We start from the raw sequence: 23,165 nt of genomic DNA on the forward strand, positions 1-23,165 counted from the left end.
CGCCGGAATATCGGATCGCTTAGATTCGTATGAGCGTCTGAGTTCGTAGGGTGCCGTAGGATCGCTAGTGCTGCAGGGCGCGGAGCGAAGCGGCTAATTGAGGCGGCGGCGAATAGCCAACGTCGACAGGATGCGGAGCGCGGCGCGCGGCCCGTATTCGATGAGCAGGGCACTAAAAGCTTGAGCCGCCCGCCTGATCGGTTCCGGCCGGCGCCAGCTCATCAACCCCGCGGTGTGGTCATGCTCGACAGCGGTATTGGCGAGCGCGGTACGTAGGCCATCGCCGGTCCACGTACGCCAGCCGTCGCCGAGTGACTTGTCGCCCACGGGGTTCGTCAGGTCGCTCGGCAGCGTCCGCAAATATAGCGAGCCATCCAGGTAGCGACAGACTGCCCCATCCATCCGGACGAGGTCACGCGTCGAAGCGTCCGCTGCGGTTTGAACGCGCGATGCCGCCCGAATCTCGTCGATCGGCGAGAGTCCGCCGCTTCGGTGATCGGTGACGATAATTTTGCCGGGCATGGGCAGGACGCCATCGGGCGTTGCCGCCCAAAACTCGACTGCGCATCCTCCGCTGAACGCGCCGCCGGCGATCGGCTCTATGAACGCGGCTGCGGATGATCCTAGATTCGTGGCGAGCATGTCGCCACCCGTGCCGCCGTCCCATTCCACCCACACGGCGCTAGGCGCTACGGTCGAAAGCGGGGCGTTGGCCTGCACAACGAGGCTGTCGGGCAGGAACACGCGCTTGACGTCGGGGTGGGCGAGCTTTTCGAGGGCGTCGCCGATGACGCCTCCGAGCGCATCGTCATAGTGCGTACCGCCGAGTCGCTGAAGCGCGGCGGCAACCAGATGGAGCGTCACTGCTTACGCCCGATCTTGGCAGCCTTCTCTATCGCCGACATAGCCAGGAAAGGACCGCTGCCGATGACATCGAAGATCCGCTCGCCGTAAAAGGGCGTGGCCCCGGCTTCTCCCAAGTAAGAGGTTCCGTTCTCTGCAAGATAGGCGATTTCTTCTTTGCCGAGTTTGTGCGGTACTACTTCCACGTATGTGCGCGCGTGCGCCGACCGCAAGGTTTTGACGCCCGCCACGCAATTGCTCGCATGCGGTTCCTTGATGACCCGGCGGGGTAGCTCCTTGCCAAGATGCGTCCGAATCCATCGGCCATTCGCATCGAGCGTCGCCCGCGTCTCTCCGACAAGCAGATCAGCCGGCGACACTTTCGCAGCGAGAGGCAAGCCCAGCTTGGCGCGGTAGAAGTCGGCGAGATAAAGCACGCTTGCGTGGCCGTCGTTTTCACCCCGCTTTCGGGTTTGGGACATGTCGACAACAACGCGCGCCTCGGCACCGAGTGGGAAATCCGGCAGCGGTAACGCGATGAAGCTGGCCGACACCGCATAGACCTCGCCCTCATCCCAAGTTAGCAGCATACCGACGGGCGTATTGCCGTAGAAGGCGCTGAACACGGCGTCCTCCAGGAAGTCGTTGGCAGCGTTTTCGGAGGCGTCCGCAGGCGGCCGAAGCGGTGCCACACCTTCGCACCATAGCGGCAAACTGACGGAGCGATCCGGCACGTCCGGATAGTAGTGGTCGTAAGGACTGCCAAGAGGTCCTAACTGGAGCTTCCGGGTCGTCGGCGCGAGAGCGATCCGAGCGATTCCGTCCAGGCCGGGTTGCGTGCGCCCGAACAAGGTGCCGTGCCAGGTCTCGAGGGCGCGGAGAACCGGAAGCTCATCGGCTGTAGATGCGGCCGCTGCGGCGTGGGCCGCGCTCATACCGTCACCTGCATTTCGCAGGTCCGGTTGGTTGCCGCGCGACGCTCGCCAGCCGCATGCTCGAGGCCGTCGAGATAGGCGCTGATTGTCCGGCCGTACCAAACGAGCCGCCCCGATGCCAACCGCATTGGCGCCGGCAATCTGCCGCGCTTGAGGGCACGATGCAGGCCCGTTCGCGATCCGACGATGCCGGCCGCAGCCAGGTCATGCGGGCCAAATAGCTGATCGGGCTTGCTGCGGAAGTCGGCCGGTGTGGTTGTATGCGCGACGCCAAGGGGGCAATAGCGCCTTCCGATATCAGTCGCCGTGTCGACGATGTTCATGCCTACACACTCCTATTCTGTGTAAGCTAGTGTATCGCGGCGTGTCTGATATCTGTCTGATGAACCAAGGACAGAAATACAGCGGCAACTTCGAGTTATGTCCGTGCTCGTGGCGGCGTTGAAAACATCGCGGCAATACCGTCGGGAACGTCACTATCCCTCCAACCGGCGGCGAGGCTGCGACGATAGCTCTTTGCATAACGCTCCGTGGCGGCGGCCGTGTACTTGTTCCCGCGCGTGGCGCCCGTTGGCCCTTCGCCTGCGCAAACTGCGTCGTACAATTCGGACTTGGTTGTCGCCGGCGAGGAGTCGGCGCCCGCGGCGCCGCGCTGATGCCGCTTGGCTTGGACGATCAACACGAAGATGCGCCAGGCGTCCCTGTCCCGGCGGGGCGCTCCAATCGGCTTCGTCGGCTCGGCTCCGGTCGGAGCGTTAACAGCCGCTTTGAGGGCCTTTATCAGCTTCGGATGCAATGGTCGGTCAATCCCGCCCGAGGTCACGGGCGGCAGTTCGGGAAGCATGTCGGCGAAGCTCTTCTTCGGGTCAGTCATGCTATGGCCGTCGGAAACGGGACTACATTGGCGCCTTCGTCGGCGGCGACGCGCTCGAGGATCAGCGTAGCCCAGGCATCCAGGGCACCCCGGACATGGGCGAGACGCTGGCTTAGCTCGTAGCGCGCCGTGACGCCCATACGGGACCGTGGCGAATGTCCCAGCACCCGACCAACAACGCCTTCGTCGATGTTTAGGACTTCACCAAGGCCGGTTGCAACGCTTCGTCGAATGTCATGGATCGTCCAGGGCGTGGCGAGAGCCGCGGCCTTCGACAGCGCTGGCGCGGCACGTCGCCAGCCGGCAAAGCTGGTACGCCCCAGCGAGGCAGAAAAGACGAAGTCACCGGCCGCGCCGCGGGGCTGCGCCTCTATGATCTCACGCACCGCCGGACTGAGCGGCACAATGTGCTCTCGCTTGGATTTCGAGCGAGCCGCGGGGATGGTCCACATCCCGCCCGCCGTCCAATTCTTCGTCTTGTGATCGTAGTCCAGCTCGGGCCAGGACATCCCGGTAGCCTCTTCGCGACGCTGGCCGGTGAGGATCAGCAGCCGAGCGGCAGCACCGGCCGTCGGGCTTACGCCCGCGCACGCGCGCCAAACCGTCGACAGCTCCGGGACGTCCAGGACGCGACCGCGAGATCCTTCCGCCACCTGCGGCTTAAGACCGGCAATCGGGTTGGCTTCGATCAGGTCGGCGTCGACCGCGTAGCCGAGCACACCGCTGATGGCTCGCTGCACGCGGTTGACTTGAGGGCCAAGGCCCTTTTCGTCGCGTAGCTCCTCCAGCACTTCTATGACGTCGCGGCGGCGGATGGCCTCGACCTGTCGATCGCCCAGCGCCGGGATGACATGTAGGTCAAGAATCCGGCGGGTTTCGCCGACAGATCGCAGGCCGAGCCTCGTCTGGCGACGTTGCCATCGATCGACAACGGCAGAAAATTTGCGGCTGTCGAGTGGGGCGGCAGGCGGTGCAGAAATATCCACACCGGCGCGAAGCTTTTTCCGCAGATCGCCTGCCAACTCTCGAGCAGTGGCTAGCGTGACGTGCTCGTGCGGGCTTGCCGGAAGGTAGGGGCCAAGCGTCTTGCGGGTGGACTTTCCCGCTGCGGTGCGAAAGCGGAAGGACCAGCTCTTCACACCATGTGGCGTGACGCGCAAAGCGAGGCCAGGCGCCGCGGCGTCGGCATAGTCCACGGCCGTGCTGCCCGGCGGCGGTTGGATGGCATCAACGAACCTGTCGGTCAGCCGCACGCGCCCCGATGATTTCACCACCTAACCCAACCTTTCCGTGGACACACTGTGGACGCAACTCGCTGCGTCTAGCCACCGTGTTCCACCCCGCATCACCCATATCCAAGGTACCTCATTATGCTCGGAAAATCAACGTTTTGCGCACATTCCGGCACTCGCGGTGGCGCACATCGGCGCATTTTGGAATACGTTGGAGCGGACATTGCCACGTCTCCCAGACGTGAAGCCTCCCTGTTTGACTCGCCGGGCCCTCGGGCCCGGCGTTTTTTTCGTGCCTATTTTCATACTTTGTGAATTGTCTTGATTGCCTTCGCTGACGGCTTGGCCTGGGAAGAGGTCCGGTTGTTCGTGATCTGCGCGAAACCTTCGCCTTGCTCCACATGGCTGCCAAGGGGCACCGCCTCCCGGAACTTTGAGCAAGTCGCACGTACTCGGTGGCGACGAAGCCGCTCTACGGTTCGGCCTTTTGCGGGGGCGCGGATCCTTTTTTGTAGGTGAGCCAGGCGACAATTGCGTCCAAATCCGCGTCGCTGAGAGTGGCCTCATCGAATCCCGGCATCTTCTGGGAGGGCCAACTTCGAACCGCGGACGGGTTTCGGAGAAACCGCTTGAAAGCAAGCGGCTGGAAATAATCCACGGGGCTCATCGGTGTCACCAGATCGGGACCGGCATCTCCTTCGCCGTCGCCGTTGAAGCGATGGCAGGCCATGCAAAGGGCGACGAACCGGTCGCGACCACGCCAAACCGGATCGGAGGCGGGTAGCGCGTCCGGCACGCCGAGGTTTGGCCAGCGCTTGTGAGGACTATCGGTGACTGTGAGCGCCGCAACTCGATAGACCCAGTAGGTCCTGGCGACGGGGGCCTTCGTCGATTGCCACACAATGTAGAAGGGGCCCGCGCTCCCTTGCTTGCCGGGGATGGCCGGCCATGGCACTGCCGGATTCTCAATCGCCAGGAATGCTTCCGTGTCGGTCCTGGTCGCCGGTTTGAGCAGCGCGGCCGGTATGGATGCGGAGAAGTTGTCGGTCGCGCGTACCTGGATATAGTCGTCGGCATCGAGGCTGATGCCCGCCAAGAGACGTTCCATGGGCACAACTCGATAGACCATCGGTTCGCGATAAATGGGGTCGTTGGCGATGCTCAGATCGCGGGCTGAGCGGTCTGCGAGCAGATCGTGGGCGAAAAGCGTTCTGGTGGCATCTCTGCTGGAGATCGTCAGGCTGGCCGACTGACCTTGGGCGAATGCGACACTGGCCCAAGCCGCCCAACTTGCAATTGCCAGGATCACCGCGAGGACTCTCATCCGCTACTCCACTTGCCATCTGGCTTGAGCGTCAACTCGATAACAGCAGAGGCGGATGCCGTCGGCCGATGGGCCCAAGACGAGTAGTCACCCGTGGTCTCCGAGGCAGAAGCGAGGGCGTACACTCGATGGCTGGAGCGTGCACAGAAAATGCCATCCGAGTGACACGGAGTGGGGTATTTCGGGGTAGAACCGCCATCCGGCGCGCGTCCAAGGACGCCGTCAAACGCGGGCTTCACGACCGCCGGGTGAGACGCCCCACGTCTCGCACCGGGGGCAAATTCTTCACGTCGATGAATGCCAAGCGAAGACCGGCGAGCAGACCTCACGCGAACTACACCGCGATCCTGGTCCATGGCGCTGATCTCCTCCATGTTCCATTGGTGCCGTTGTGGGTCTTTTCCTTAGCCAACACCCGCACGTCCCGCAATCTGGCGTTGTGCTGACAGCTGGGCCACCAAGTCGTTCAAGCCGCAGCTGATCCTTGAAGCACCGGCGAGGAGCGATGGCCATCGGTACCGTAGCCCTGCTCGAGCCCCCAGATGGCTGCCTGGGTTCGATTCGCCACGCGTATCTTCCGCAGGATCGACTTCATGTGAACCTTGACCGTGGCGTCGGCAACACCGCACGTACGGGCGATTATCTTGTTTGAATGGCCCCTTACCACGCTTTTGAGTATTTCCTCCTCGCGTGGTGATAGACCGTGAACAATTCGAACCGAGCTCGTGCGGTCAACGGTGCCATTCTCCGAGGCGTCACTCGGCACCAGATTTTTTGAAGCCGGACCCAACTCGCCACCTTCGTCTTGCCATCCCGTCGGGCACGCCGTCGACGACGTCCCAGTCTTGAGGACCAGAATCTTGAGGTCTCCGGCGATGATCTGCTGGACGGTTCCGACAAGCGTTTCGGGCGACGCAAACAGTGGAATGCAGCCATCGATCCCTGAAGCCAGCAGCTTCTGGAGATCAGCCGGCGATGCGCGCTCGAAAAGCAGGACGATCTTGGTTTCTGCCCATCGCGCGCGAATGCTGCATACGGCACTAACGGCCTCATCGGCCGGCAGCGCACCGAGGACGACAAGCCTAGGCGCCTCTGCGACACGCAAGGCATTCCCGAGGTCGGCTGTTGAAGCGAAGCTCCCGACGACCCGATAAGAATTGCTGCTCATGAGCGAAACCAACGCCTCGCGTATCAGCGAGCGCGGCTCAATGACGATCGTACCCATAGACTGTCCCATCCCTTGACCCCAAACATTGCTGCAGCCGGCATACAGGGATGTGAGGGTCACTCAATTAACACAAGTTAAGTTGCCTCCATGATGCTGTGAGTTCCATCAAGCGCTTGGTGGGGGATCGGAGGCAGCGGTGGCCAGTGCGCAGCATGGACTTTGCCGTCCAAGGGCTTGTTGGACGGTTCGATCTGCATTCCTTGGGTGAACCCCCACGAACCGTGCGGATTCAATGCCGGGTAAGAGGACGTCGCGCTTGTTCTTGCAATTGGCCGGGGCAATCCCCGATCTCCAACCGCCGCCCGCATCAGCCAGCGATTACGATCTGGCCAGAGGCACTGCCTTCGATGGACGCGGCGCCTCGTCGAGAATCGCCCGGGCCAATTGCAACGATTGGCGCGACGCACCGCCGGCAGCACCTGGCAGCTGATCAGCGGCCTCAAGATCGCCTAATCGACCATCGATCACGTCTCTTAACTCGTCCAGGACGTTATTGCCGGTCGCATCGATTACCTTCGCCATGACCCCCACGACCATCTCAAGGGCTCGAATGCGATCATTTTGCAGTTCAACAATGTCGTCCTCAATCATCTGCGGCTCCGCTTGGCAGCACCCAATAGCTGTGGTTCGAGCCTTCGAGACATAACTCTTTAGAGGTTACCCGTAGGGGAGTGCGTGCGGGGGCGCCCGCGCGCCGCGCTCGCGGCTCGCAGACGACAACACGACAAGCAACGTCGGAATGACTGGATTTTCACTCCAGATGAAGTGACGCGCGACACTAGGCTTGGCGTTGCGGTGACCGGGTAGCCGACTGCAGGGCCGCCGTGCGGCGGAGGTTGGACTGCATCAACGAACGCATGGTTAGACGCTTGCGCCGCGGTGATCTCACCGCAAAAAACTGCCTCTATGGACGCAACTACCCGCGCCTCGGCTAGCCCATTTCACCCAGTGTCATTTACCTTATATGACTTAGAAATCAGCAGTTTAGAGACCTTTGGGGGCACTGCTGTGGCACCCATTGGGCGCTACTGAAACGCAGCGGCGGCGATCTTGCCGCGTCTCCTGACGTGAACCCTCCTGTCCTGCTCGCCGGGCCCTTGGGTCCGGCTTTTTTGTCGCAAGCCTGCCGTCGCCGGACAGGTGTGGCACACCGTACTGATTGATAAGCCGACTTGCGGTCCCTAAATACGGTATCGTAGCCAATCCAGCCGAATGTTCTCTGAAATCCGCCAAGCCATCCTCCCCTTGGCTCTGCGCAAATTGCAGCGCCGCGGAGACCTCGAACGCGCCGGACTGCTGATCGAGTCCCTGGCGAGGCACTGGCGCGACTCCAAGCCTTTCAGGCTGCTGATCGTGGCGCCCAGGGCCGACGTGTCCCTGTTGCGGACCAGCCTGCCGCGGTTTTCCAATATCGATGTGGACGTCCGCTCCGAGAGCGATTTCTTCCCCGCCTTCAGCCGCTTCTACGCCATGACCGGCTGGTACCGTCAACAGATGGTCAAGCTGCACATCCCGGCAATGTTGGGCTTCGGCGGTTACCTGACACTCGATTCGGACGTCTGCTGCGTCGGTGACTTCGACGCCCGCACTTTCGTCGAGAACGGCCGGGCGCTGTCGCGCTGGGAGCCCAAGCACCATCATGACTGGTGGCAAAGTGCCGCCGCCATCGTGGGCGTGCCCTACGATGCCCGCGCGCACGGCCTGTCGGTGACGCCAAATATCCTGCATGGCGACTTGGCGGCCCAGTCATTGGCCCATTTCCGCAAGGGTCCGGTCGACGCCATGACCTCGCTCAGCCTCCGGGTGCTGCGCAATCTCGGCAGCATCGCCTGGACCGAGTACTCGCTTTATACCAGCGTGGCCGAGCTCAAGGGCAACCTGTTCGACTATCACATTCACTGGGACCCGAGTTACTTCCACGACACGCAGCTCTTTTCCGAACATACTTGCGTGTGGGGTGCCGACGATTTCGAACGGCTCGTCAAGCTGCCCGGCGGCACCGATCCCGGCGGCAAGTTCATCATCGTCCAGAGCCACGCACGTATCCCCCTTGAGCGGGTGCGCGATTACTGCCTCAGCTTCGCCGGCTGATTGGGGAGCCTGATGATGCGCTCGTAGCTGACGGCCATTGCCGGAATCCGGGCGGCTGGCCAGGCGGTCGCGCAAACGCCGCCGTCCGCACCGCTTGCGGCGGCTGCCGCCGTGTCGGTCGACCCGGCGCAGACGACGGCGATTTACGGCGACTGCGCTGCGCGCAAATCGGTGAGGGCAGAACCGGGCCACGAGTCTGAGAGGTGGTGCAGACTATTTGTGGCCCTGTCATTCTCGCTGCACGGCTTGCCGGCCTCGCTCGACGTGCTTGCCAAGGAACCACGATAGTTCAGCTTCCGGTCGCCTCGTCCAGTGACTTGGAGGGCTCGCGCCGGGCAAGCGCCAGCGTCACCGCGACGATGATCAACCCGAGGGCTACGGCGTCGAGCCAGGAGACCGGAGCCGCCGTCATGAGCGCGCTGCTGCCGAAGCCGATGCAGGGCACTACCAGCGTGGTCAGGCTGGCCACGGCTGCCGGCAAGGCGCGGATGATGCGAAACCAGCAGGCATAGGCGAGCACGTTGGATACCAGGGTCAGCCAGGCGAGGGCGGCGAGGCCGCGTACCTGCTCGGGGTGGAAGTAGGCGCCACGCGCAAAGGCCAGCCAGACGATGACCACGGGTATGGTGCCGAGCAGGATCTGCCAGGCGGCGTTGATCGTGATGTCGCCGGCGACCGCCATCCGCTTGGTGAGCACGGTGCCGATACCAAAGGAGATCGCTGCCAGCAAAGTAAGCAAGGTGCCCACCGGCGCGGTTCGGACGGCCGCTTCCTGGCTGACGATGATGCCGACGGCCGCCAGGCTGAGCGCGAGCGACAATGCGATGCGCAGCGTGATCCGCTCCTTCAGCAGCAGCATGGCCAGCAGCGCGGACCACGTCGGCATTGTGTAGACGATGATCGGGGTGCGGCTCGGTCCGAGCGTGGCGATGCCCGCGATCAAAAAGATCTGGAAGAGCCCCATGTTGAAGAGGCCGGTCAGCGCGATCTGGCCCCACAGGCGACGGTTGGGCAGGGCGGGTGCGCCATTCCAGACGCCGAACGCGAGGAGGATCAGTCCCGAGATCGGCATGATGATGAGGCGACCCGAGAACAGGTCGACGGCCTCCAGCGACCAGCTCATCAGCGGATAGGACAAGCCCCAGGAGATCCAGACGCAGGGCAGGAGAAAACGCGTCACGCTTCGGTTGCTTTCAAGCCCTCAGACCTTGCCGTTGTGCTCGCCGATCTTGGGCGCCTTTTCGCCGCCGCCGGCGCGCTCGCCGTCGAGGCTGAGGGGCAGGCCGTGGAAGAGCGCCGTGGAGCCGGCATAAGGCTGCGAGAACATGCCGAGGGCGGCGACCTGCGCGAGGTCGAGTACCTGCGGCACCGAGTTCAGCGGCCCGTTGGGTACGCCGGCGGCGTCGAGCTTTGCCGACCAGGCGGCGCGGCTCTCGTTCTTCATGATGTCGGCGATCATGCCGAGCAGCAGCTCGCGCTGCCCGGCACGTTGGACATTGGTCTTGAAGCGCGCTTCGTCGGGCCATTCGGGGTGCCCCAGCACCTCGGCGAATTTGCGCCATAGCCGGTCGTTGCCCGGGCAGATCATCAACGGCCCGTCGCTGCACTCGAACGCCTGGTAGGGGGTGAGGGTGGGGTGTCCGGTGCCCTGACGCGGCGGCATCTTTCCGGTTACCGAGTACTGGGCGACGTGGTTCGAGGCCCACATCAGCCCGGATTCGAACAGCGAGGTGTTGACCAGGCTGCCCTGGCCTGTCGCGGTGCGCTTGGCGAGCGCCGCCAGCACGCCGATTGCAGTCCACATACCCGTCGACAGGTCGATGATCGACACACCGATGCGCGCCTCGGGCCCGGTCGGATCGCCGTTCAGGGAGATCAGGCCGGCGACGGCCTGGATGATCGGTTCGTAACCCGGCCGCTCCTTCCAAGGGCCTGCGTGGCCGAAGGCACCGAGATCGGCGTAGATCAGGCGTGGAAACCTCTTTGTCAGAGTCGGCCCGTCGATACCGAACTTGGCCGGCACGTCGGCGCGCAGGTTATGGACGAAGATGTCGGCCGCACCGATCCGCTCGATCAGCGCCTCGCGCTGCTTGGCATCGGCGAGGTCGCAGGTGACCGATTTCTTGCCGCGATTGAGCGCGATGAAGCCGGTGCCGTCGCCCTCGATGAACGGAGGCCCCCATTTGCGCGCATCGTCACCCTCGGGGCGCTCGACCTTGACCACTTCGGCGCCCAGAAAGGCCAGGATCTGGCCGCAATAGGGGCCGGCGAGGTTCTGGCCGAATTCGACGACCTTGATGCCTTCGAGCGGGCGCGTCGTCATCGCAGGTTGCTGCCCAGGATCTCGCGCGCGATCACCATGCGCTGCACCTCGCTCGGACCCTCGCCGACGCGGCGGATGCGCATCTCGCGGTACCAGCGCTCGAGCGGCAGGTCCTTGGTCATGCCCATGCCGCCATGGATCTGCATCGAGCGGTCGACCACCCGGCCGCCGCCCTCCGAGGCGGTGAGCTTGGCGATCGAGGCCTCGATGCGGAAGGGCAGGCCGCGGCGCGCCTTCTCGGCGGCCTCCAGGGTGAAATGCCTGGCGGTACGGATGTCGATCTCGTTGTCGACCAGCATCCACTGCACGGCCTGGCGGTTGGCGAGCTTCTCGCCGAAGGTCGTGCGCATCTTGGCCCATTCGATCGCCATCTCGTGCGCGGCGATGGCGACACCGATGCAGCCGGCGGCGTAGGGGATGCGCTGGCGCGTGAGTCGATCGTTGGCGACGGCGAAGCCCTTGTTGACCTCGCCCAGCACTTGGTGGTCCGAGACCCAGCAGTCCTTGAACTCGAGCTCGGTCGCGTAGTGCGACGAACGCAAGGTGTGGACCACGCGCCGGACATGGAAGCCCGGTGTGTCGCTGTCGATGATGAAGCAGGTGATGCCGGCGCGGCCCTTGCTCGCGTCCGTGCGCGCGAAGACGATGCCGTACTGGGCCCGGTCGGCGTTGGAGATGAAGATCTTGGCGCCGTTCAGCACCCAGCCGTTGTCCTTGCGCTCGGCCCTGGTCTGGATGGCGCGCGCCGGATCGCTGCCGCCCGACGGCTCGGTCAGGCCGAAGAACGCCTTTTTCTCGCCGCGCAGGGTGGGATAGAGGTAGCGCTCCTTCTGATCCTCGTTGGCCTCGAAGATCTGTGCCAGGCCTGCGCCACCGAAGGTGCCGTAGCACGGGACATAGAGGCCGGCGCGATGCTGCGCCATCTCGATCGCCAGCAGCACGCGGGTCACGATGTCGATGTCCGGCCCGCCATATTCCTTCGGAATATCGATGCCGAACAGGCCCATCGCCTTGGTCTTCTCGACCAGGCGCTTGTGGTCGGCCGGATCGATCTCCGACGCATCGGGATCGAGCTTCGCTTCGAGCGGAATGATCTCCTCGCGCACGAAGCGCCGCACTTGGTCGATCAGCATTTGCTGTTCGGAGCTGGGTTCGAAATCCATGGGAGCCTCGTCAGAAGGGGCTGAGCCGGCCGAGGTTCGGCGGCGGGTTCTTCGCGTTGTCCGGCGGCAGCGCGCCGGTGTCGTGCTGGTGCACCATCAGGAGCTCGAACCAGCGCGAGCGGTACTGCTGGTTGACCTCGACGCGGAACTGACAGCCCACGCCGCGCTCGGCCAGCTCGCGCTGCAGCTCGGACCGTAGGCCGAATGGCGAGCGCGCGCCGGCATGGCCGATATAGAGCACCGAGCCTTGCCCATCGCCGACCTGATAGACGCCGAGCTGGCCCGGCAGGCGTGCGGCGGTCTCCGCGGTGAGTGGCTGCCAGGGCTTGTCGAGGCGCAAGCGGATCGACATCGGCTTACTTGCCCTGGAACTTTGCGGTGCGCTTCTCGAGGCGCGCCTTCATGCCTTCCTGCGCGTCCTGGCTCTGCATCGCCGCGCGTACGGCGGCATCGACGTCGTCGTGCGGGATGGAGTTGCGGAACTCGAGCTGGCGCACCGTCAGCATCTTCATCGCCTTGAGCGACAGCGGCGCGTTGGCGGCGAGACGGTCGATCACCTTGGTCGCTTCGGCCTCGAGCTGGTCGTGCGGCACACAGCGTGCGATCAGGCCGAGCGCATGCAGCTTGGTCGAAGGCAGCGGATCGCCGAGCAGCAGCATCTCGCGCGTCGTCACCGGACCCAGCACCTCCATCAGCTTCTTGGCCAGGAACCAGTTCGGCGCCAGTCCGACCTGTGCGAGCGACATGCCGAATCGCGCCTTCTGGCTCGCCACCACGAGGTCGCAATGCAGCGCCAACTCGTTGCCGCCGGCGATCGCGTCGCCATGGACCACCCCGACCACCGGCAATGGGCAGAGCTCGATGGCGCGTAGCATCACCTCGATGCCGCTCGCGTGTCCGGCACCCGCCGTCTTGCTGCGCTCGGCCATGTCGAGGCCGGCACAGAACACGTCGCCCTTGCCACGGATCACCAGCACGCGATCGTCGGCCGCGACCGGCGCCTGCAGCGCCTCGATCATGTTGCCGAGCAGCTCGCTATCGAGTGCGTTGCGCTTTTCAGGCCGGTTCATCCACACGGTTTTGACCGGACCGTTCTTCTCGATGATGACCTTGTTCATTTGCCTCTCCCTCCGCCCTTATTCTGGTTCGATGCCGGCGGCCTTGATCGCGTTGGTCCACCACTTGGTTTCGGATTTCACATAGGCCGCGAAATCGTCGAGGCCCATCACGGCGGCCTCCATGCGCCCCTGCGTCATGGCCTGCACCGTGGCCGGATCCTTCATCGCCTCGGCGATCGCGTCGAACAGCTTCTGCTGGATTGGCCGGGGCGTCGCAGCCGGCGCGAAGACAGCCAGCCAAAAGACCAGCGAGTAGCCCTTCACCGTCTCGGCAATGGCGGGCAGGTCGGGTGCCACCTTGGTGCGTTGCGGGCCGGTGACGCCGATGCCGCGCACACGCCCGGCCTGGATCTGGGTCAGCGCCTGCGGCAGATCGGGAAACATGACCTGAACCTGGCCCGACGCAACGTCGCCCAGCGCTTGCGGGCTTGCCTTGTAGGGCACCCGCTCCATCTTCACGCCGGCGAGCGAATTGAACATCTCACCCGACAGACGCTGCGAGGCGCTCGCTTCGGCGTAGTTCAGCTTGCCCGGATTCTTCTTGGAGTAGTCGATCAGCTCAGCGACCGACTTGACCGGCAGGTCGTTGTTCACGACCAGCGCATTCACGCCTGTCACGCAGCGCGCGATCGGCGCGAAATCCTTCTCCGGGTCGTAGCTGAGCTTCTTGAACAGGGCGCCGTTGGCCGCGTTTGTCGTATTGGTGCCCATCAGAAGCGTGTAGCCGTCGGCCGGTGCGGTTGCGACGGCCGAGGCGCCCAGCTGCCCGGAGGCGCCCGGCTTGTTCTCGATGACGATCGGCTGCTTCAGAATCTCCTGCAGCTTGGCGCCGAGCCCGCGCGCGACGAGGTCGGTGGCGCTGCCCGCGGCAAACGGCACCACGATCTTGATCGGCTTGGTCGGGAAGTCCTCGGCTCGCGCGGCCCTCGCGAACGGCAGCAGCGCGGCGCCCGCCAGCGCGGTACGGCGGTTGAGTTTCACGTTTCCTCCCAAGGCCTTGCTGGCCGACCCCTGTTTTAGCGGGCCGGCGCGACAAGGCAAAGGAGGCTTACATGAAGAGCTTTTCTGCCTTGCGGTCCGTATACAGCCCGGCCACGAACTCGGCGTAGCCGTTGTAGAGCTGGGTCGGGATGCGGGCGTCGCTGCCCAGCGGCTTCTCCGTGGCCTGGCTCCAGCGCGGGTGGGGGACCTGCGGGTTCACGTTGGCCCAGAAGCCGTATTCGCTGGCCTGCAGCTTCTCCCAGAACGAGACCGGCCGCTTGTCGGTGAACTCGATGCTGACGATCGACTTCACGTTCTTGAAGCCGTACTTCCAGGGCGCCACGAGGCGCAGCGGCGCGCCGTTCTGCTTGGGGATAGGCTTGCCGTAGAGCCCCGTCGCGACGAAGGCGAGCTCGTGCGTCGCCTCGTCCATCGCCAGACCCTCGGTGTAGGGCCATGGATAGAGAAAATCCTTCTGGCCCGGCATGACCTTGGGGTTCGAGACCGTCTGCATGACGACGTATTGGGGATTGCCGACCGGCTTGCAGTAGTCGACCAGAGACTTCAGCGGAAAGCCCGACCACGGCACGATCATCGACCAGGTCTCGACGCAGCGGTGACGGTAGACCCGCTCCTCGAGCGGCATCTTGGCCAGGAGCTCGTCGAAGCCGATCTCGAACGGCTTTTCGACCTTGCCGCCGACCTTGATCGTCCAGGGACGGATCGGCAGCTTCTGCGCGGCCCGATGGATGCTCTTGTCGGTGTCGAATTCGTAATAGTTGTTGTAGGTCGTGGCGAGCTTCTCGGCCGTGATCGGGGCGGGATTGCCGAACTTGTCCTGACGCCTGACCGGATACTTGCCGGCCGAGGGGTCGTCCTGGGCAAGGGCAAGGCCCGGCGCGGCGAGTGCCACGCTGCCCAGTCCCATTGCCTTCACGAGGGTCCGCCGGTCGAGATAAAGGCTCTCCGGCGTGGCCTCACGTTCGGGCAGCTCCCAGCCCTTGATACGCTTGATCAACATGGCTTCACTCCTGTCGCCCCGTCTTCCCTAAATGGGATGACGCAGGAGGACGGGCAAATCAACCCTTGCTCACTGCGCCGTGACTTCCAGAAGTTTCGGCCACATCTTCGTCTTCCATCCATCGTTGCCGGTGGCGGTGAAGATGATCTTGCCGTCCTGGGCGAGTATGAAGCGCGGTGTCCAGTTGCCGCGCTGGGCTCCTTCGTCGCTCATCAGGAACTCGGTGAGGATCCACCGCGCATCGCCCGGCCAACTCTCCTCTTTGAGGATCAGGCCGCCGTTGGCAGGGTGAACGACCTTATAGTCGATCTTTGAAAATACCTCGGACTTCAGCAGCAGCGGTTCGGACTGGGCACGCCAGATCTTGCAGCCGCCTCAAAGCTCGTGGCCGACGAATACCAGCGTCGGACGCCCGGACCGGGCTGTCGCGACCCGGGTCAGGGACGGCGCCGCGGCCGTCGCCAGGCCACCCACCATCACGGACCTTCTGTTGAACATGTGAAATACGCTCCTCGTGGAGAAAGCTCCACGAGGGGAATATGTCGAGCGGCTCGTCGCTGCGGAAGGCGCTATCACCGCCTTGTGAGAGGGAAGATCTCTCAGGGTTCGACGCTCCGAGTGCCTGCAGGTTGACAGGCTTGTAGGCTGGAACCTGATCCATTCGGTCTATCACCGAGCGATTCAGGACGGGCGTTTCCGGGCCGCCCTCGATCAGCCGGGGCTCCCCTCGGGGAAGGTAGCATCCCATGAAGCTTGGCCGATCCCATTCGCGCCACTTGGCCGCTTTCGGCAGCGATTCCAGCGCATTCCAAAATCCGGTCGGCGAGTCGTGGGTAGCGGCTTCGGCGGGCGATCCGGAACAGCTTGGGGACGTTGGAGAGATTTCCCTCCGGCCGTCCCGGAACGACGGTCCGCCGAAAAATTGCCACTCCGGGGACGTCGTCGTAGCGGCTGTCGTGCATTTCTGATGGTTTTCCGGCGATGACCGGATACAATTCCAGATAGATGAGCGGATAAGATACAATACCAAATGGGTCTTCGTGGGAGGCTTGGGTGGCGACGACTGTCTACTTTGCGACCAACCGCATCGTAAACCATCCGGCGGATTGGCACGGCAGCTACACCTTCGGCATGGTCTCGCCTGACAATCCGCTGCAGGTCACTTACGGAACGGCTTTCGTCGACAGCGCCGGGCTCACTGCGGACAAGACCGGGGCGATAAACTCCATTCAGGATCTTCAGAAGGGCGGCTTCAGCCCGATGGCCTTCAATGATCTGGCCGATGGAGGACGCAACATCCTCGTCTTCATTCACGGATTCGCCAACAGCTTCGAGGACGCCATCACGCGCGCCGCCTTCAACCGGGAATGGTTCGCAGATTGTGGAGTTCCCGATGCCGACACCGCGGTCGTCGCCTTCAGCTGGCCATCGCGAGGCCAGGTCATCACACCGCCGTTTCCGACCCTCGCCTACAGGTCCGATCAGAAGGCCGCGGGCAATTCGGGCATGCACCTGATGAGGTTCTTCGCCAACCTCATGCCGATCCTCGAGAAGGCTCGCAGCAACGGCCGGCGGACCTTCCTGCTGGCGCACAGCATGGGCAACCTCGCGCTGCAGGGCGCGGTCGACGCCTGGTTCGCGAACGGCAACGGAGATGCACTCCTGTTCGACGAAGCGATCCTGGCGGCTCCCGACATCGTCGATTCGGCGTTCATGGCGCCGGCGGCGCTGACCTCGCTCAGCCGCCTCGCACGGCGAATCTCGATCCTCTACAGCAACGGCGACAAAGTCCTCGATATCCTCAGTGAGAATCTGAACGGCACCAAACGGCTGGGACAGGACGGGCCGCGCGGCCGGGATGACATCGCGCTGTTTCCGGAGGCCACCTATCGCATGGTCGATTGCGGCGGCTTCACCGACTACGTCGCCGACTTCCAAGGGTCGCACCAATACTACCGGAGGTCGGAGGGGGTGCGGACGGCGCTCGCGGCATTGATGGCGCCGTAGGACGGGGCGACCGTTTTGGCCGCTCCGCGGCCAAAACGCCCAGCCGACGGCGCAGCTCTACGCCACGGCGCGCTTCTTCGCTTCCTCGACGATGCGGTCGGCGCCGCGGCCGGTCAGTTCCTGGAGGTGGTCGAACTCGGTGCGGTACGTGCCGACACCCTGTGTAACGGAGCGGATCTCGACGATCATGTCGGCGACCTCCGATTCGGGCATCAGCGCCGAGACCTCGTCCCAGCCGGTCCAGCCCGGCCGCGTGTCGTAGCCCAGCAGTTGCCCGCGCCGGCCGGAGATCAGGCGCTGGATGCGCGAGGTCGATTCCGACGGTGCCGCCACCGTCACCTTCAGGATCGGTTCGAGCAGGACCGGCTTGCACTTGGGCATCGCCTCGGTCATGGCGATGCGCGCGGCCATCTTGAACGACATCTCGGAGCTGTCGACCGCGTGGTACTGGCCGTCGACCAGCGCCACCTCGAGATCGACCACCGGCTGGCCGAGCGGACCTTCCTTCAGGTAGTCGATCAACCCCTCCTCGACGGCGGGGATGAAGTTGCGCGGCACCACGCCGCCCACGATCCTGTCGACGAAGCGGAAGCCCGAGCCGCGCGGCAGCGGGCGGACCTCGACCTTGATGTCGGCGAACTGCCCGTGCCCGCCGGTCTGGCGCTTGTAGCGCGCGTGCTGGCTGGCGCCGGCCGTGATCGATTCGCGATACGCCACCTTCGGCGCCACCGTCTCGACGGCGACGTTGTAGCGGCCGGCGAGCTTCTCGACGGCGACCTTGAGGTGCATCTCGCCCTGGCCCTTGAGCAGCAGCTCGTGCGTCTCCGCCCGCGCCTCCCAGACCAGCGAGGGATCCTCCTCGACGATCTTCTGCAGCGCGCCGGAGAGCTTGACCTCGTCGTTGCGATTCTTGGCCGCGAGGGAGACGGTGAAGACCGGCGATTCGGCAGGCGGAAAGTCTGCGGTCGGCGCGATTCCGGCAGCGGAGATCGACTGTCCCGCCGACAGCGCGTCGATCTTGGCCAGCGCTACGAGCTCGCCGGCCTTGGCCTCGCCGATCTTGTCGAGGCGCTGGCCGAACGGGCGGAACAGGCTGCCGATGCGCTGGCTGCCGAGCGACTGGCCTTCCGTCAAGGTCCCCGACCAGACGCGGCAAAGTGAGATTTTGCCGGCATGCGCCTGATGCAGGACCTTGAAGCACTCGGCCATCGCGACGCCATTCGACGGCAGGTCGCGCCGCTTTGCGGTCTCGCCGACGAACGGCGCGTCGTGGCGCAGCGCCTTCAGGAGACGCCGTACGCCGTTCTCGCGATCACCGGCGCCGAGCAGCACGGGCGATATCTTGTCGGCGCCGAACTCGTCGTGCAGGTCGCGATAGATCAGCGATTTCTCGGGCGCCACATCCTCGATCAGCTGCTCGAGCAGGGCGTCGTCGAACTCCGAAAGGGTCTCGAGCATTTCGCGCCGCGCTTCACTCTCGCGCGGCAGGACCTCTGCCGGCATCTCGATCAGGTCGGAGGCGCCGTTCGACTGGTAGCGATAGGCACGCTCGCTCACGAGGTCGACATAGCCGATCGTCTCCTCGCCGCCGTCGCTGGTCGGCCGGCGGATCGGCACCTGGCGCAGGACGAGCTTGCGCGACGAGACGGTCTGCAGCGCCGCCAGCATGTCGCGCACGCGGCCCTCGGCCGAGTCGATCTTGTTGATGAAGAAGAGGTGGGGGATGCGGTTGTCCTCGATGTACTTCACGAGGGGAGAGAGCGCGATCACGCGCTCGGGCGACGGCTCGCACACGATGACGGCCGTGTCGCACACGGCGAGCGCCGCGAAGGAGTCGTGCTGGAACTCGATCGAGCCCGGCACGTCGAGGAAGGTCCATTGGTCGCCGAGATAGTCGACCGACGCGATGTTGATCTCGGTGCCCATGCTGCGCTTGCGCGCCTCGAGCGAACCGTCGCCGACGGAGGTGCCTGCGCGCGTCGAGCCGCGCCGGCCGATGGCTCCCGTGGCGTAGAGAAGGCTCTCGAGCAGGCTGGTCTTGCCCGAAAGATACGGCCCGCACAGCGCCACCACGCGATGCGCGCCGCTGCCTGGTCTGCCGCTTAGGATCGTTCCGGTCTTCAGGTCGGTCATGACGACGTCCTCCTTCTTCGCGGTTGAAAGCGCGTAGAAGCCCCGAGAGGCGTCGGGCAGCTCCAGCGTCCGTGACGGTCGCTACTAACTCTCGGCCGTGACGCGAACGCAGGAGATGAACCCGCGGCGCCTCGATCGGAGCGAAGCCCTATGACGTGGAAATGCTTTCACTCCGGGCAAGGGGAGTCAACGCCATCCCGGTGGAGGAAGCCGGCGCCCCGCACTCCGCATCCTGTTCCTCTCCAGAGGCAGATTATTGTCCAGAAGCCCTTCCTCACGAATAAGGGCCTACGGCCGGCGCCGGAAGGCGCCGCGCGAAACGCTGGTGACCGCGCCGGCGAGGGCGAAGCCGCAGGCGACTTCGAGGCAGCGGATCGTGGCGTCGGCCTCCGCCACGGCGAAGATCAACGTCACCAGCGCCGAGCCCAGGCACCAGCCGAGGGTGCGGGCGACGGCCAGCATGCCGCCCGCCGCGCCGGAGCGCGATACCGGCCCCGCCGTCATCACCGTGGCGTTGTTGGGTGTCTGGTAGAAGCCGAAGCCGATGCCGCACAGCGCCATGCGCCAGGCGATGTCGAGGTCCGACGGCGCTGCCGGCATCGTCGCAAGCAGGAGCAGCCCGGTGGCGAGGATTGCGAGCCCGACGCTGCTCAGCAAGGCGGCCGGGTAGTGCCGGACCAGCCGGCCGGCGAGCGGCGCGGCGATGAAGATCAGAGCCGGCCAGGGCGTGACCAGGAGGCCGGTCGCGGTTTGCGAGCGGTGCATCACCGTCTCGAACAGGAAAGGCAGCGAGACGTAGGCCAGGATCTGCGCGGTGTAGGCGCAGGTCGAGGTCGCGAGCGACAACGACATGAGCGGGATCCTGAGCAGGTCCAGCGGCAGCATCGCGTTTGGGCGCCCGCTCTGGTGCCAGACCAGAATCGCGCCGCAGACGAAGCCGGCCGCCATCTCGCCGATCGCGAGCGAGCGCGCACCGCTGCCGAGCGTATCGACGCCGATCAGCAGCAGGCCCAGCGTGGCGGCGCTCAGGAGGGTCGCGACATAATCGAACGGGCGAGGCTGCGGCCGTCCCGGACTCGCGAGGGAGAGGAACAGCGGCACCGCCACGATGCCGATCGGCACGTTCACCAGGAACAGCCAGGGCCAGCTCGCGACCGAGAGGATCAGCGAGGCGATGGTTGGACCGAGCGCGCCGCCCGCCGCGACGCACAGCGCTATCATGGCGAGCCCGCTGCCGATCAGGCGGCGCGGATAGATGTCGCGCACGACGGCGGGGCCGATCGCGGCGATGCAGGCGCAGCTCATGCCCTGGGCGAGGCGCGCCAGGATCAGCACGGGGAGCGTGGGCGAGAGCGCGCAGGCGAGAGAGGACAGGGTGAATAGGATGAGGCCTGTGGCGTAGATACGCTTCAGGCCGAAGATCTCACCCAGTGCCGCCGCCGGCAGCAGGCAGATCACCGAGCCGAGATGGTAGATGTTCACGACCCAGACCGTGGCCGCGTCGCTTGCCCCGAGATCGCGCGCCATTGTCGGAAGCGCGATGTTGGCAATTGCACCGTCGAGACTCATGAGGGCCACGCCGCACAGCACGGAGACCAGCACCCAGTAACGACGCGGCGGCGGCAGGCCTTCGGTTTCCAGGTTGTTGGCAGTGACGGCGGCGGAACTCATGACGCGGGTACTCTGGAACTGAAAACGGCCGGCCCCTTGCGGGGCCGGCCGCTGCCTGTCGTGCGATTTGAGCCTTATATCAGCGCAGCGCAAGCCCGCTGGATGCGGCGGCCAGCCTCCTCAAGCAACTCGGTCGCCGTCGCATACGAGATGCGGAAGGCCGGGCCCTGGCCGAACGCGGAGCCCTGGACGACCGAGATGCCCTCGGACTCGAGCAGGTAGCTCACGAAGTCGGTGTCGTCCTTGATCACCTTACCGCCCGGCGTCTTCTTGCCGATCGTGCCGGCACAGGACGGATAGACGTAGAAGGCGCCTTCCGGCCGCGGGCACTTGAGGCCCTTGGTCTGGTTTAGCATCGACACGATCAGGTCGCGGCGCTGCTTGAAGACGGCAACGTTCCTGGCGATGAAGTCAGTCGGTCCGTTGAGCGCCGCCACCGACGCCGCCTGGCTGATCGAGCTGGCATTCGTGGTGCTCTGGCTCTGCACCGTGATCATGGCATCGATCAGCTGCTGTGGACCGGCCGCATAGCCGATGCGCCATCCGGTCATGCTGTAGGCCTTCGACACGCCGTTCATGGTCAGGGTGCGGTCGTAGAGCCTGGGTTCGACCTCGGCCGGCGTGGCGAACACGAAGTCGTCGTAGACGAGCTTCTCGTACATGTCGTCGGTCAGGATGTGAACCTGCGGGTGCTTCAGCAGCACGTCGCACAGCCCGCGCAGGTCGGCCCTGGTGTAGGCTGCCCCGGTCGGGTTGCTGGGCGAATTCAGGATGATCCACTTGGTCTTCGGCGTGATCGCCCGCTCCAACGCCTCGGGCTGCAGCTTGAAGCCGGTCTCCTCGGGGCAGTTCACGATGACGGGCGTGCCGTCGCCGAACATCACCATCTCGGGATAGGACACCCAGTAGGGTGCCGGGATGATGACCTCGTCGCCCGGGTTCAGGGTGGCGAGCATCGCATTGAAGATGATCTGCTTGCCGCCCGACGTGACGACGGTCTGGCTCGGCTTGTAGTCGAGGCCATGGTCGCGCTTCATCTTGGCGACGATCGCCTGGCGCAGCGCCGGCGTGCCCGGCACGGCCGTGTACTTCGTGTCATTGTTGCGGATCGCCGCGATCGCCGCTTCCTTGATGTGGTCGGGCGTCGGCATGTCGGGCTCGCCCGCCGCCAGTCCGATCACGTCCTTGCCCGCCGCTTTCATCTCCAGGAACTTGCCCTGCGCGGCATTCGTCGGAGAGGGCTTGATGCGGCCAAGACGGTCGGCAATGAATGCCATGACGCTGACGCCTCCTTCGGGCGGGTGACAAAACGGGCGGGAACCTACTGGCCGAGGCCCTGAGCCGCAAGGTTTGCCGCAGGTCAATTATCGTCGGGACGGGCCATATTTCCTTTCCTGTGAGATCAGTCGACCGACTTGACCGAGGCCTCGACGGTCATGGTGGCATCGCCGAAGCCGACCCGCCGGCCGCTGACCGGTGCGGCGTCGCGGTAGTCGAGGCCGACCGCGACGCGCAGGCTGTCGCCGCGCGGAGAGATTCCGTTCGTCGGGTCGAAGCCGACCCAGTCCAGACCCGGCACCCAGGCCTCCGCCCAGGAATGGCTGGTGCGGCCGACATGCAATTCCGGGTCGTCGTTGCGCAGGTAGCCACTGACATAGCGCGCCGGCACGCCGAGCCGCCGACACGCCGCGATGAAGACGTGCGCGCTGTCCTGCGCCACGCCCGCGCCGCGTGCGAGCGCCTCGATCGCCGTGGTGTCGACTGTCGACACGCCGGTCTTGTAGGCGATGCGCCTGCCGACCCGCTCCATCACCTCGTGCAGTACCGTGACCCGCTGGGTCGGCTCGGCGGCACGTTCGGCCAGATCCTCGATCATTGGATCGAAGCTCGCATCGTGCCGCGCCATGCCGCTGTTGCGCAGCCAGAAGGGCGCCGGCAGCGTCGGCGTCTCGGCGTAACGCAGCCATTGGTCGGCGCCGCTGTATTCGTAGAGGCCGGTCACCTCGATCTCGATCGCCTGGTGCGCCTGCGCGACCGAGAAGGTCGTCACCTGGTTGCCGTGCCCATCGGTCCAGTCCGAGCGCTTGCCAGGCCCCTCGATTCGCCACGACACGATTCTCTGGCCGCTCGCCGGCTTGGGCGTCAGCCGCACGTCGTGGATCGAATGGCCCGACGGCTGGTCGAACTCGAAGCGTGTCAGGTGGTGGACGGAGAACCGCAT

Annotated in this window: 22 protein-coding genes; 2 read left to right on the forward strand and 20 right to left on the reverse strand. The window is 64.8% G+C overall.

Features of this window, described 5'->3' with window-relative positions:
- Positions 1-93: 93 nt before the first annotated feature.
- The 8 genes from ACQY8M_RS15880 to ACQY8M_RS15915 all read right to left on the reverse strand — a co-directional run bounded on the left by ACQY8M_RS15880 (position 94) and on the right by ACQY8M_RS15915 (position 7,027).
- Positions 94-864: a hypothetical protein gene (locus ACQY8M_RS15880; RefSeq protein ID WP_428673851.1), complete on the reverse strand. Its 771-nt coding sequence runs from the start codon at positions 862-864 to the stop codon at positions 94-96.
- Positions 861-1,778, reverse strand: coding sequence for a hypothetical protein (locus tag ACQY8M_RS15885; protein WP_428673853.1), 918 nt, complete (start codon positions 1,776-1,778; stop codon positions 861-863). The genes ACQY8M_RS15880 and ACQY8M_RS15885 overlap by 4 nt, the downstream gene beginning before the upstream one ends.
- Complete coding sequence (locus ACQY8M_RS15890) at positions 1,775-2,101, reverse strand: helix-turn-helix transcriptional regulator (RefSeq protein WP_428673855.1); 327 nt, start codon at positions 2,099-2,101, stop codon at positions 1,775-1,777. The genes ACQY8M_RS15885 and ACQY8M_RS15890 overlap by 4 nt, the downstream gene beginning before the upstream one ends.
- A gap of 95 nt (positions 2,102-2,196) precedes the next feature.
- Positions 2,197-2,652, reverse strand: coding sequence for a hypothetical protein (locus ACQY8M_RS15895; protein ID WP_428673857.1), 456 nt, complete (start codon positions 2,650-2,652; stop codon positions 2,197-2,199).
- Positions 2,649-3,926 (reverse strand): tyrosine-type recombinase/integrase, encoded by a 1,278-nt coding sequence (locus ACQY8M_RS15900; RefSeq protein WP_428673859.1) that lies wholly within the window; start codon positions 3,924-3,926, stop codon positions 2,649-2,651. The genes ACQY8M_RS15895 and ACQY8M_RS15900 overlap by 4 nt, the downstream gene beginning before the upstream one ends.
- 430 nt (positions 3,927-4,356) lie before the next feature.
- Positions 4,357-5,208: a c-type cytochrome gene (locus tag ACQY8M_RS15905; RefSeq protein WP_428673861.1), complete on the reverse strand. Its 852-nt coding sequence runs from the start codon at positions 5,206-5,208 to the stop codon at positions 4,357-4,359.
- 466 nt (positions 5,209-5,674) lie between these two features.
- Positions 5,675-6,433, reverse strand: a complete 759-nt coding sequence (locus ACQY8M_RS15910; RefSeq protein ID WP_428673863.1) for a LuxR C-terminal-related transcriptional regulator — start codon at positions 6,431-6,433, stop codon at positions 5,675-5,677.
- Between the two features lie 321 nt (positions 6,434-6,754).
- Entirely contained in the window at positions 6,755-7,027 is a 273-nt protein-coding gene (locus ACQY8M_RS15915) for a hypothetical protein (protein WP_428673865.1), read from the reverse strand.
- 669 nt (positions 7,028-7,696) lie between these two features.
- Between ACQY8M_RS15915 and ACQY8M_RS15920 the strand changes: the two genes are divergently transcribed.
- Positions 7,697-8,527: a DUF6492 family protein gene (locus ACQY8M_RS15920; RefSeq protein ID WP_428673867.1), complete on the forward strand. Its 831-nt coding sequence runs from the start codon at positions 7,697-7,699 to the stop codon at positions 8,525-8,527.
- A 289-nt stretch (positions 8,528-8,816) separates the two neighbouring features.
- Here ACQY8M_RS15920 and ACQY8M_RS15925 read toward each other — a convergent pair whose 3' ends face one another.
- The 8 genes from ACQY8M_RS15925 to ACQY8M_RS15960 form a co-directional block, all read right to left on the reverse strand.
- On the reverse strand, positions 8,817-9,707 hold the full coding sequence (locus ACQY8M_RS15925; RefSeq protein ID WP_428673869.1) for a DMT family transporter: 891 nt from the start codon (positions 9,705-9,707) through the stop codon (positions 8,817-8,819).
- A 21-nt stretch (positions 9,708-9,728) separates the two neighbouring features.
- Positions 9,729-10,850 carry a CaiB/BaiF CoA transferase family protein gene (locus tag ACQY8M_RS15930; RefSeq protein ID WP_428673871.1) on the reverse strand — a complete coding sequence of 374 codons (1,122 nt, stop codon included), beginning with the start codon at positions 10,848-10,850 and terminating at the stop codon, positions 9,729-9,731.
- Complete coding sequence (locus tag ACQY8M_RS15935; RefSeq protein WP_428673873.1) at positions 10,847-12,013, reverse strand: acyl-CoA dehydrogenase family protein; 1,167 nt, start codon at positions 12,011-12,013, stop codon at positions 10,847-10,849. The genes ACQY8M_RS15930 and ACQY8M_RS15935 overlap by 4 nt, the downstream gene beginning before the upstream one ends.
- Before the next feature lie 10 nt (positions 12,014-12,023).
- Complete coding sequence (locus ACQY8M_RS15940; protein WP_428673875.1) at positions 12,024-12,365, reverse strand: DUF7508 domain-containing protein; 342 nt, start codon at positions 12,363-12,365, stop codon at positions 12,024-12,026.
- 4 nt (positions 12,366-12,369) lie between these two features.
- Positions 12,370-13,131 carry an enoyl-CoA hydratase/isomerase family protein gene (locus ACQY8M_RS15945; protein ID WP_428673877.1) on the reverse strand — a complete coding sequence of 254 codons (762 nt, stop codon included), beginning with the start codon at positions 13,129-13,131 and terminating at the stop codon, positions 12,370-12,372.
- Positions 13,132-13,149: 18 nt separating this feature from the next.
- A complete protein-coding gene (locus ACQY8M_RS15950) occupies positions 13,150-14,112 on the reverse strand; it encodes a Bug family tripartite tricarboxylate transporter substrate binding protein (protein WP_428673879.1) in 963 nt (320 codons plus the stop codon).
- A 67-nt stretch (positions 14,113-14,179) separates the two neighbouring features.
- Entirely contained in the window at positions 14,180-15,133 is a 954-nt protein-coding gene (msrP, locus tag ACQY8M_RS15955) for a protein-methionine-sulfoxide reductase catalytic subunit MsrP (RefSeq protein WP_428673881.1), read from the reverse strand.
- A 69-nt stretch (positions 15,134-15,202) separates the two neighbouring features.
- On the reverse strand, positions 15,203-15,346 hold the full coding sequence (locus ACQY8M_RS15960) for a hypothetical protein (protein WP_428673883.1): 144 nt from the start codon (positions 15,344-15,346) through the stop codon (positions 15,203-15,205).
- An 840-nt stretch (positions 15,347-16,186) separates the two neighbouring features.
- Between ACQY8M_RS15960 and ACQY8M_RS15965 the strand changes: the two genes are divergently transcribed.
- Positions 16,187-17,140 (forward strand): alpha/beta hydrolase, encoded by a 954-nt coding sequence (locus tag ACQY8M_RS15965; RefSeq protein WP_428673885.1) that lies wholly within the window; start codon positions 16,187-16,189, stop codon positions 17,138-17,140.
- 57 nt (positions 17,141-17,197) lie between these two features.
- Here the strand turns inward: ACQY8M_RS15965 and ACQY8M_RS15970 are convergent, their stop codons facing one another.
- The 4 genes from ACQY8M_RS15970 to ACQY8M_RS15985 form a co-directional block, all read right to left on the reverse strand.
- On the reverse strand, positions 17,198-19,273 hold the full coding sequence (locus ACQY8M_RS15970) for an elongation factor G (protein ID WP_428673887.1): 2,076 nt from the start codon (positions 19,271-19,273) through the stop codon (positions 17,198-17,200).
- Between the two features lie 288 nt (positions 19,274-19,561).
- Positions 19,562-20,944 carry an MFS transporter gene (locus ACQY8M_RS15975; protein ID WP_428673889.1) on the reverse strand — a complete coding sequence of 461 codons (1,383 nt, stop codon included), beginning with the start codon at positions 20,942-20,944 and terminating at the stop codon, positions 19,562-19,564.
- A 74-nt stretch (positions 20,945-21,018) separates the two neighbouring features.
- Positions 21,019-22,221: a pyridoxal phosphate-dependent aminotransferase gene (locus ACQY8M_RS15980; RefSeq protein ID WP_428673891.1), complete on the reverse strand. Its 1,203-nt coding sequence runs from the start codon at positions 22,219-22,221 to the stop codon at positions 21,019-21,021.
- 125 nt (positions 22,222-22,346) lie between these two features.
- Complete coding sequence (locus tag ACQY8M_RS15985) at positions 22,347-23,165, reverse strand: transglutaminase family protein (RefSeq protein WP_428673893.1); 819 nt, start codon at positions 23,163-23,165, stop codon at positions 22,347-22,349.

It is taken from the genome of Reyranella sp., from assembly GCF_965279465.1.
Lineage (GTDB): Bacteria > Pseudomonadota > Alphaproteobacteria > Reyranellales > Reyranellaceae > Reyranella.

Bases quoted from the DNA above. Each gene is read 5' to 3' on its own strand.
- ACQY8M_RS15885 (WP_428673853.1), bottom strand. From the start codon at position 1,778: ATGAGCGCGGCCCACGCCGCAGCGGCCGCATCTACAGCCGATGAGCTT.
- ACQY8M_RS15890 (WP_428673855.1), bottom strand. From the start codon at position 2,101: ATGAACATCGTCGACACGGCGACTGATATCGGAAGGCGCTATTGCCCC.
- ACQY8M_RS15895 (WP_428673857.1), bottom strand. From the start codon at position 2,652: ATGACTGACCCGAAGAAGAGCTTCGCCGACATGCTTCCCGAACTGCCG.
- ACQY8M_RS15905 (WP_428673861.1), bottom strand. From the start codon at position 5,208: ATGAGAGTCCTCGCGGTGATCCTGGCAATTGCAAGTTGGGCGGCTTGG.
- ACQY8M_RS15910 (WP_428673863.1), bottom strand. From the start codon at position 6,433: ATGGGTACGATCGTCATTGAGCCGCGCTCGCTGATACGCGAGGCGTTG.
- ACQY8M_RS15915 (WP_428673865.1), bottom strand. From the start codon at position 7,027: ATGATTGAGGACGACATTGTTGAACTGCAAAATGATCGCATTCGAGCC.
- ACQY8M_RS15930 (WP_428673871.1), bottom strand. From the start codon at position 10,850: ATGACGACGCGCCCGCTCGAAGGCATCAAGGTCGTCGAATTCGGCCAG.
- ACQY8M_RS15935 (WP_428673873.1), bottom strand. From the start codon at position 12,013: ATGGATTTCGAACCCAGCTCCGAACAGCAAATGCTGATCGACCAAGTG.
- ACQY8M_RS15940 (WP_428673875.1), bottom strand. From the start codon at position 12,365: ATGTCGATCCGCTTGCGCCTCGACAAGCCCTGGCAGCCACTCACCGCG.
- ACQY8M_RS15945 (WP_428673877.1), bottom strand. From the start codon at position 13,131: ATGAACAAGGTCATCATCGAGAAGAACGGTCCGGTCAAAACCGTGTGG.
- msrP (WP_428673881.1), bottom strand. From the start codon at position 15,133: ATGTTGATCAAGCGTATCAAGGGCTGGGAGCTGCCCGAACGTGAGGCC.
- ACQY8M_RS15960 (WP_428673883.1), bottom strand. From the start codon at position 15,346: ATGAGCGACGAAGGAGCCCAGCGCGGCAACTGGACACCGCGCTTCATA.
- ACQY8M_RS15970 (WP_428673887.1), bottom strand. From the start codon at position 19,273: ATGACCGACCTGAAGACCGGAACGATCCTAAGCGGCAGACCAGGCAGC.
- ACQY8M_RS15975 (WP_428673889.1), bottom strand. From the start codon at position 20,944: ATGAGTTCCGCCGCCGTCACTGCCAACAACCTGGAAACCGAAGGCCTG.
- ACQY8M_RS15980 (WP_428673891.1), bottom strand. From the start codon at position 22,221: ATGGCATTCATTGCCGACCGTCTTGGCCGCATCAAGCCCTCTCCGACG.
- ACQY8M_RS15985 (WP_428673893.1), bottom strand. From the start codon at position 23,165: ATGCGGTTCTCCGTCCACCACCTGACACGCTTCGAGTTCGACCAGCCG.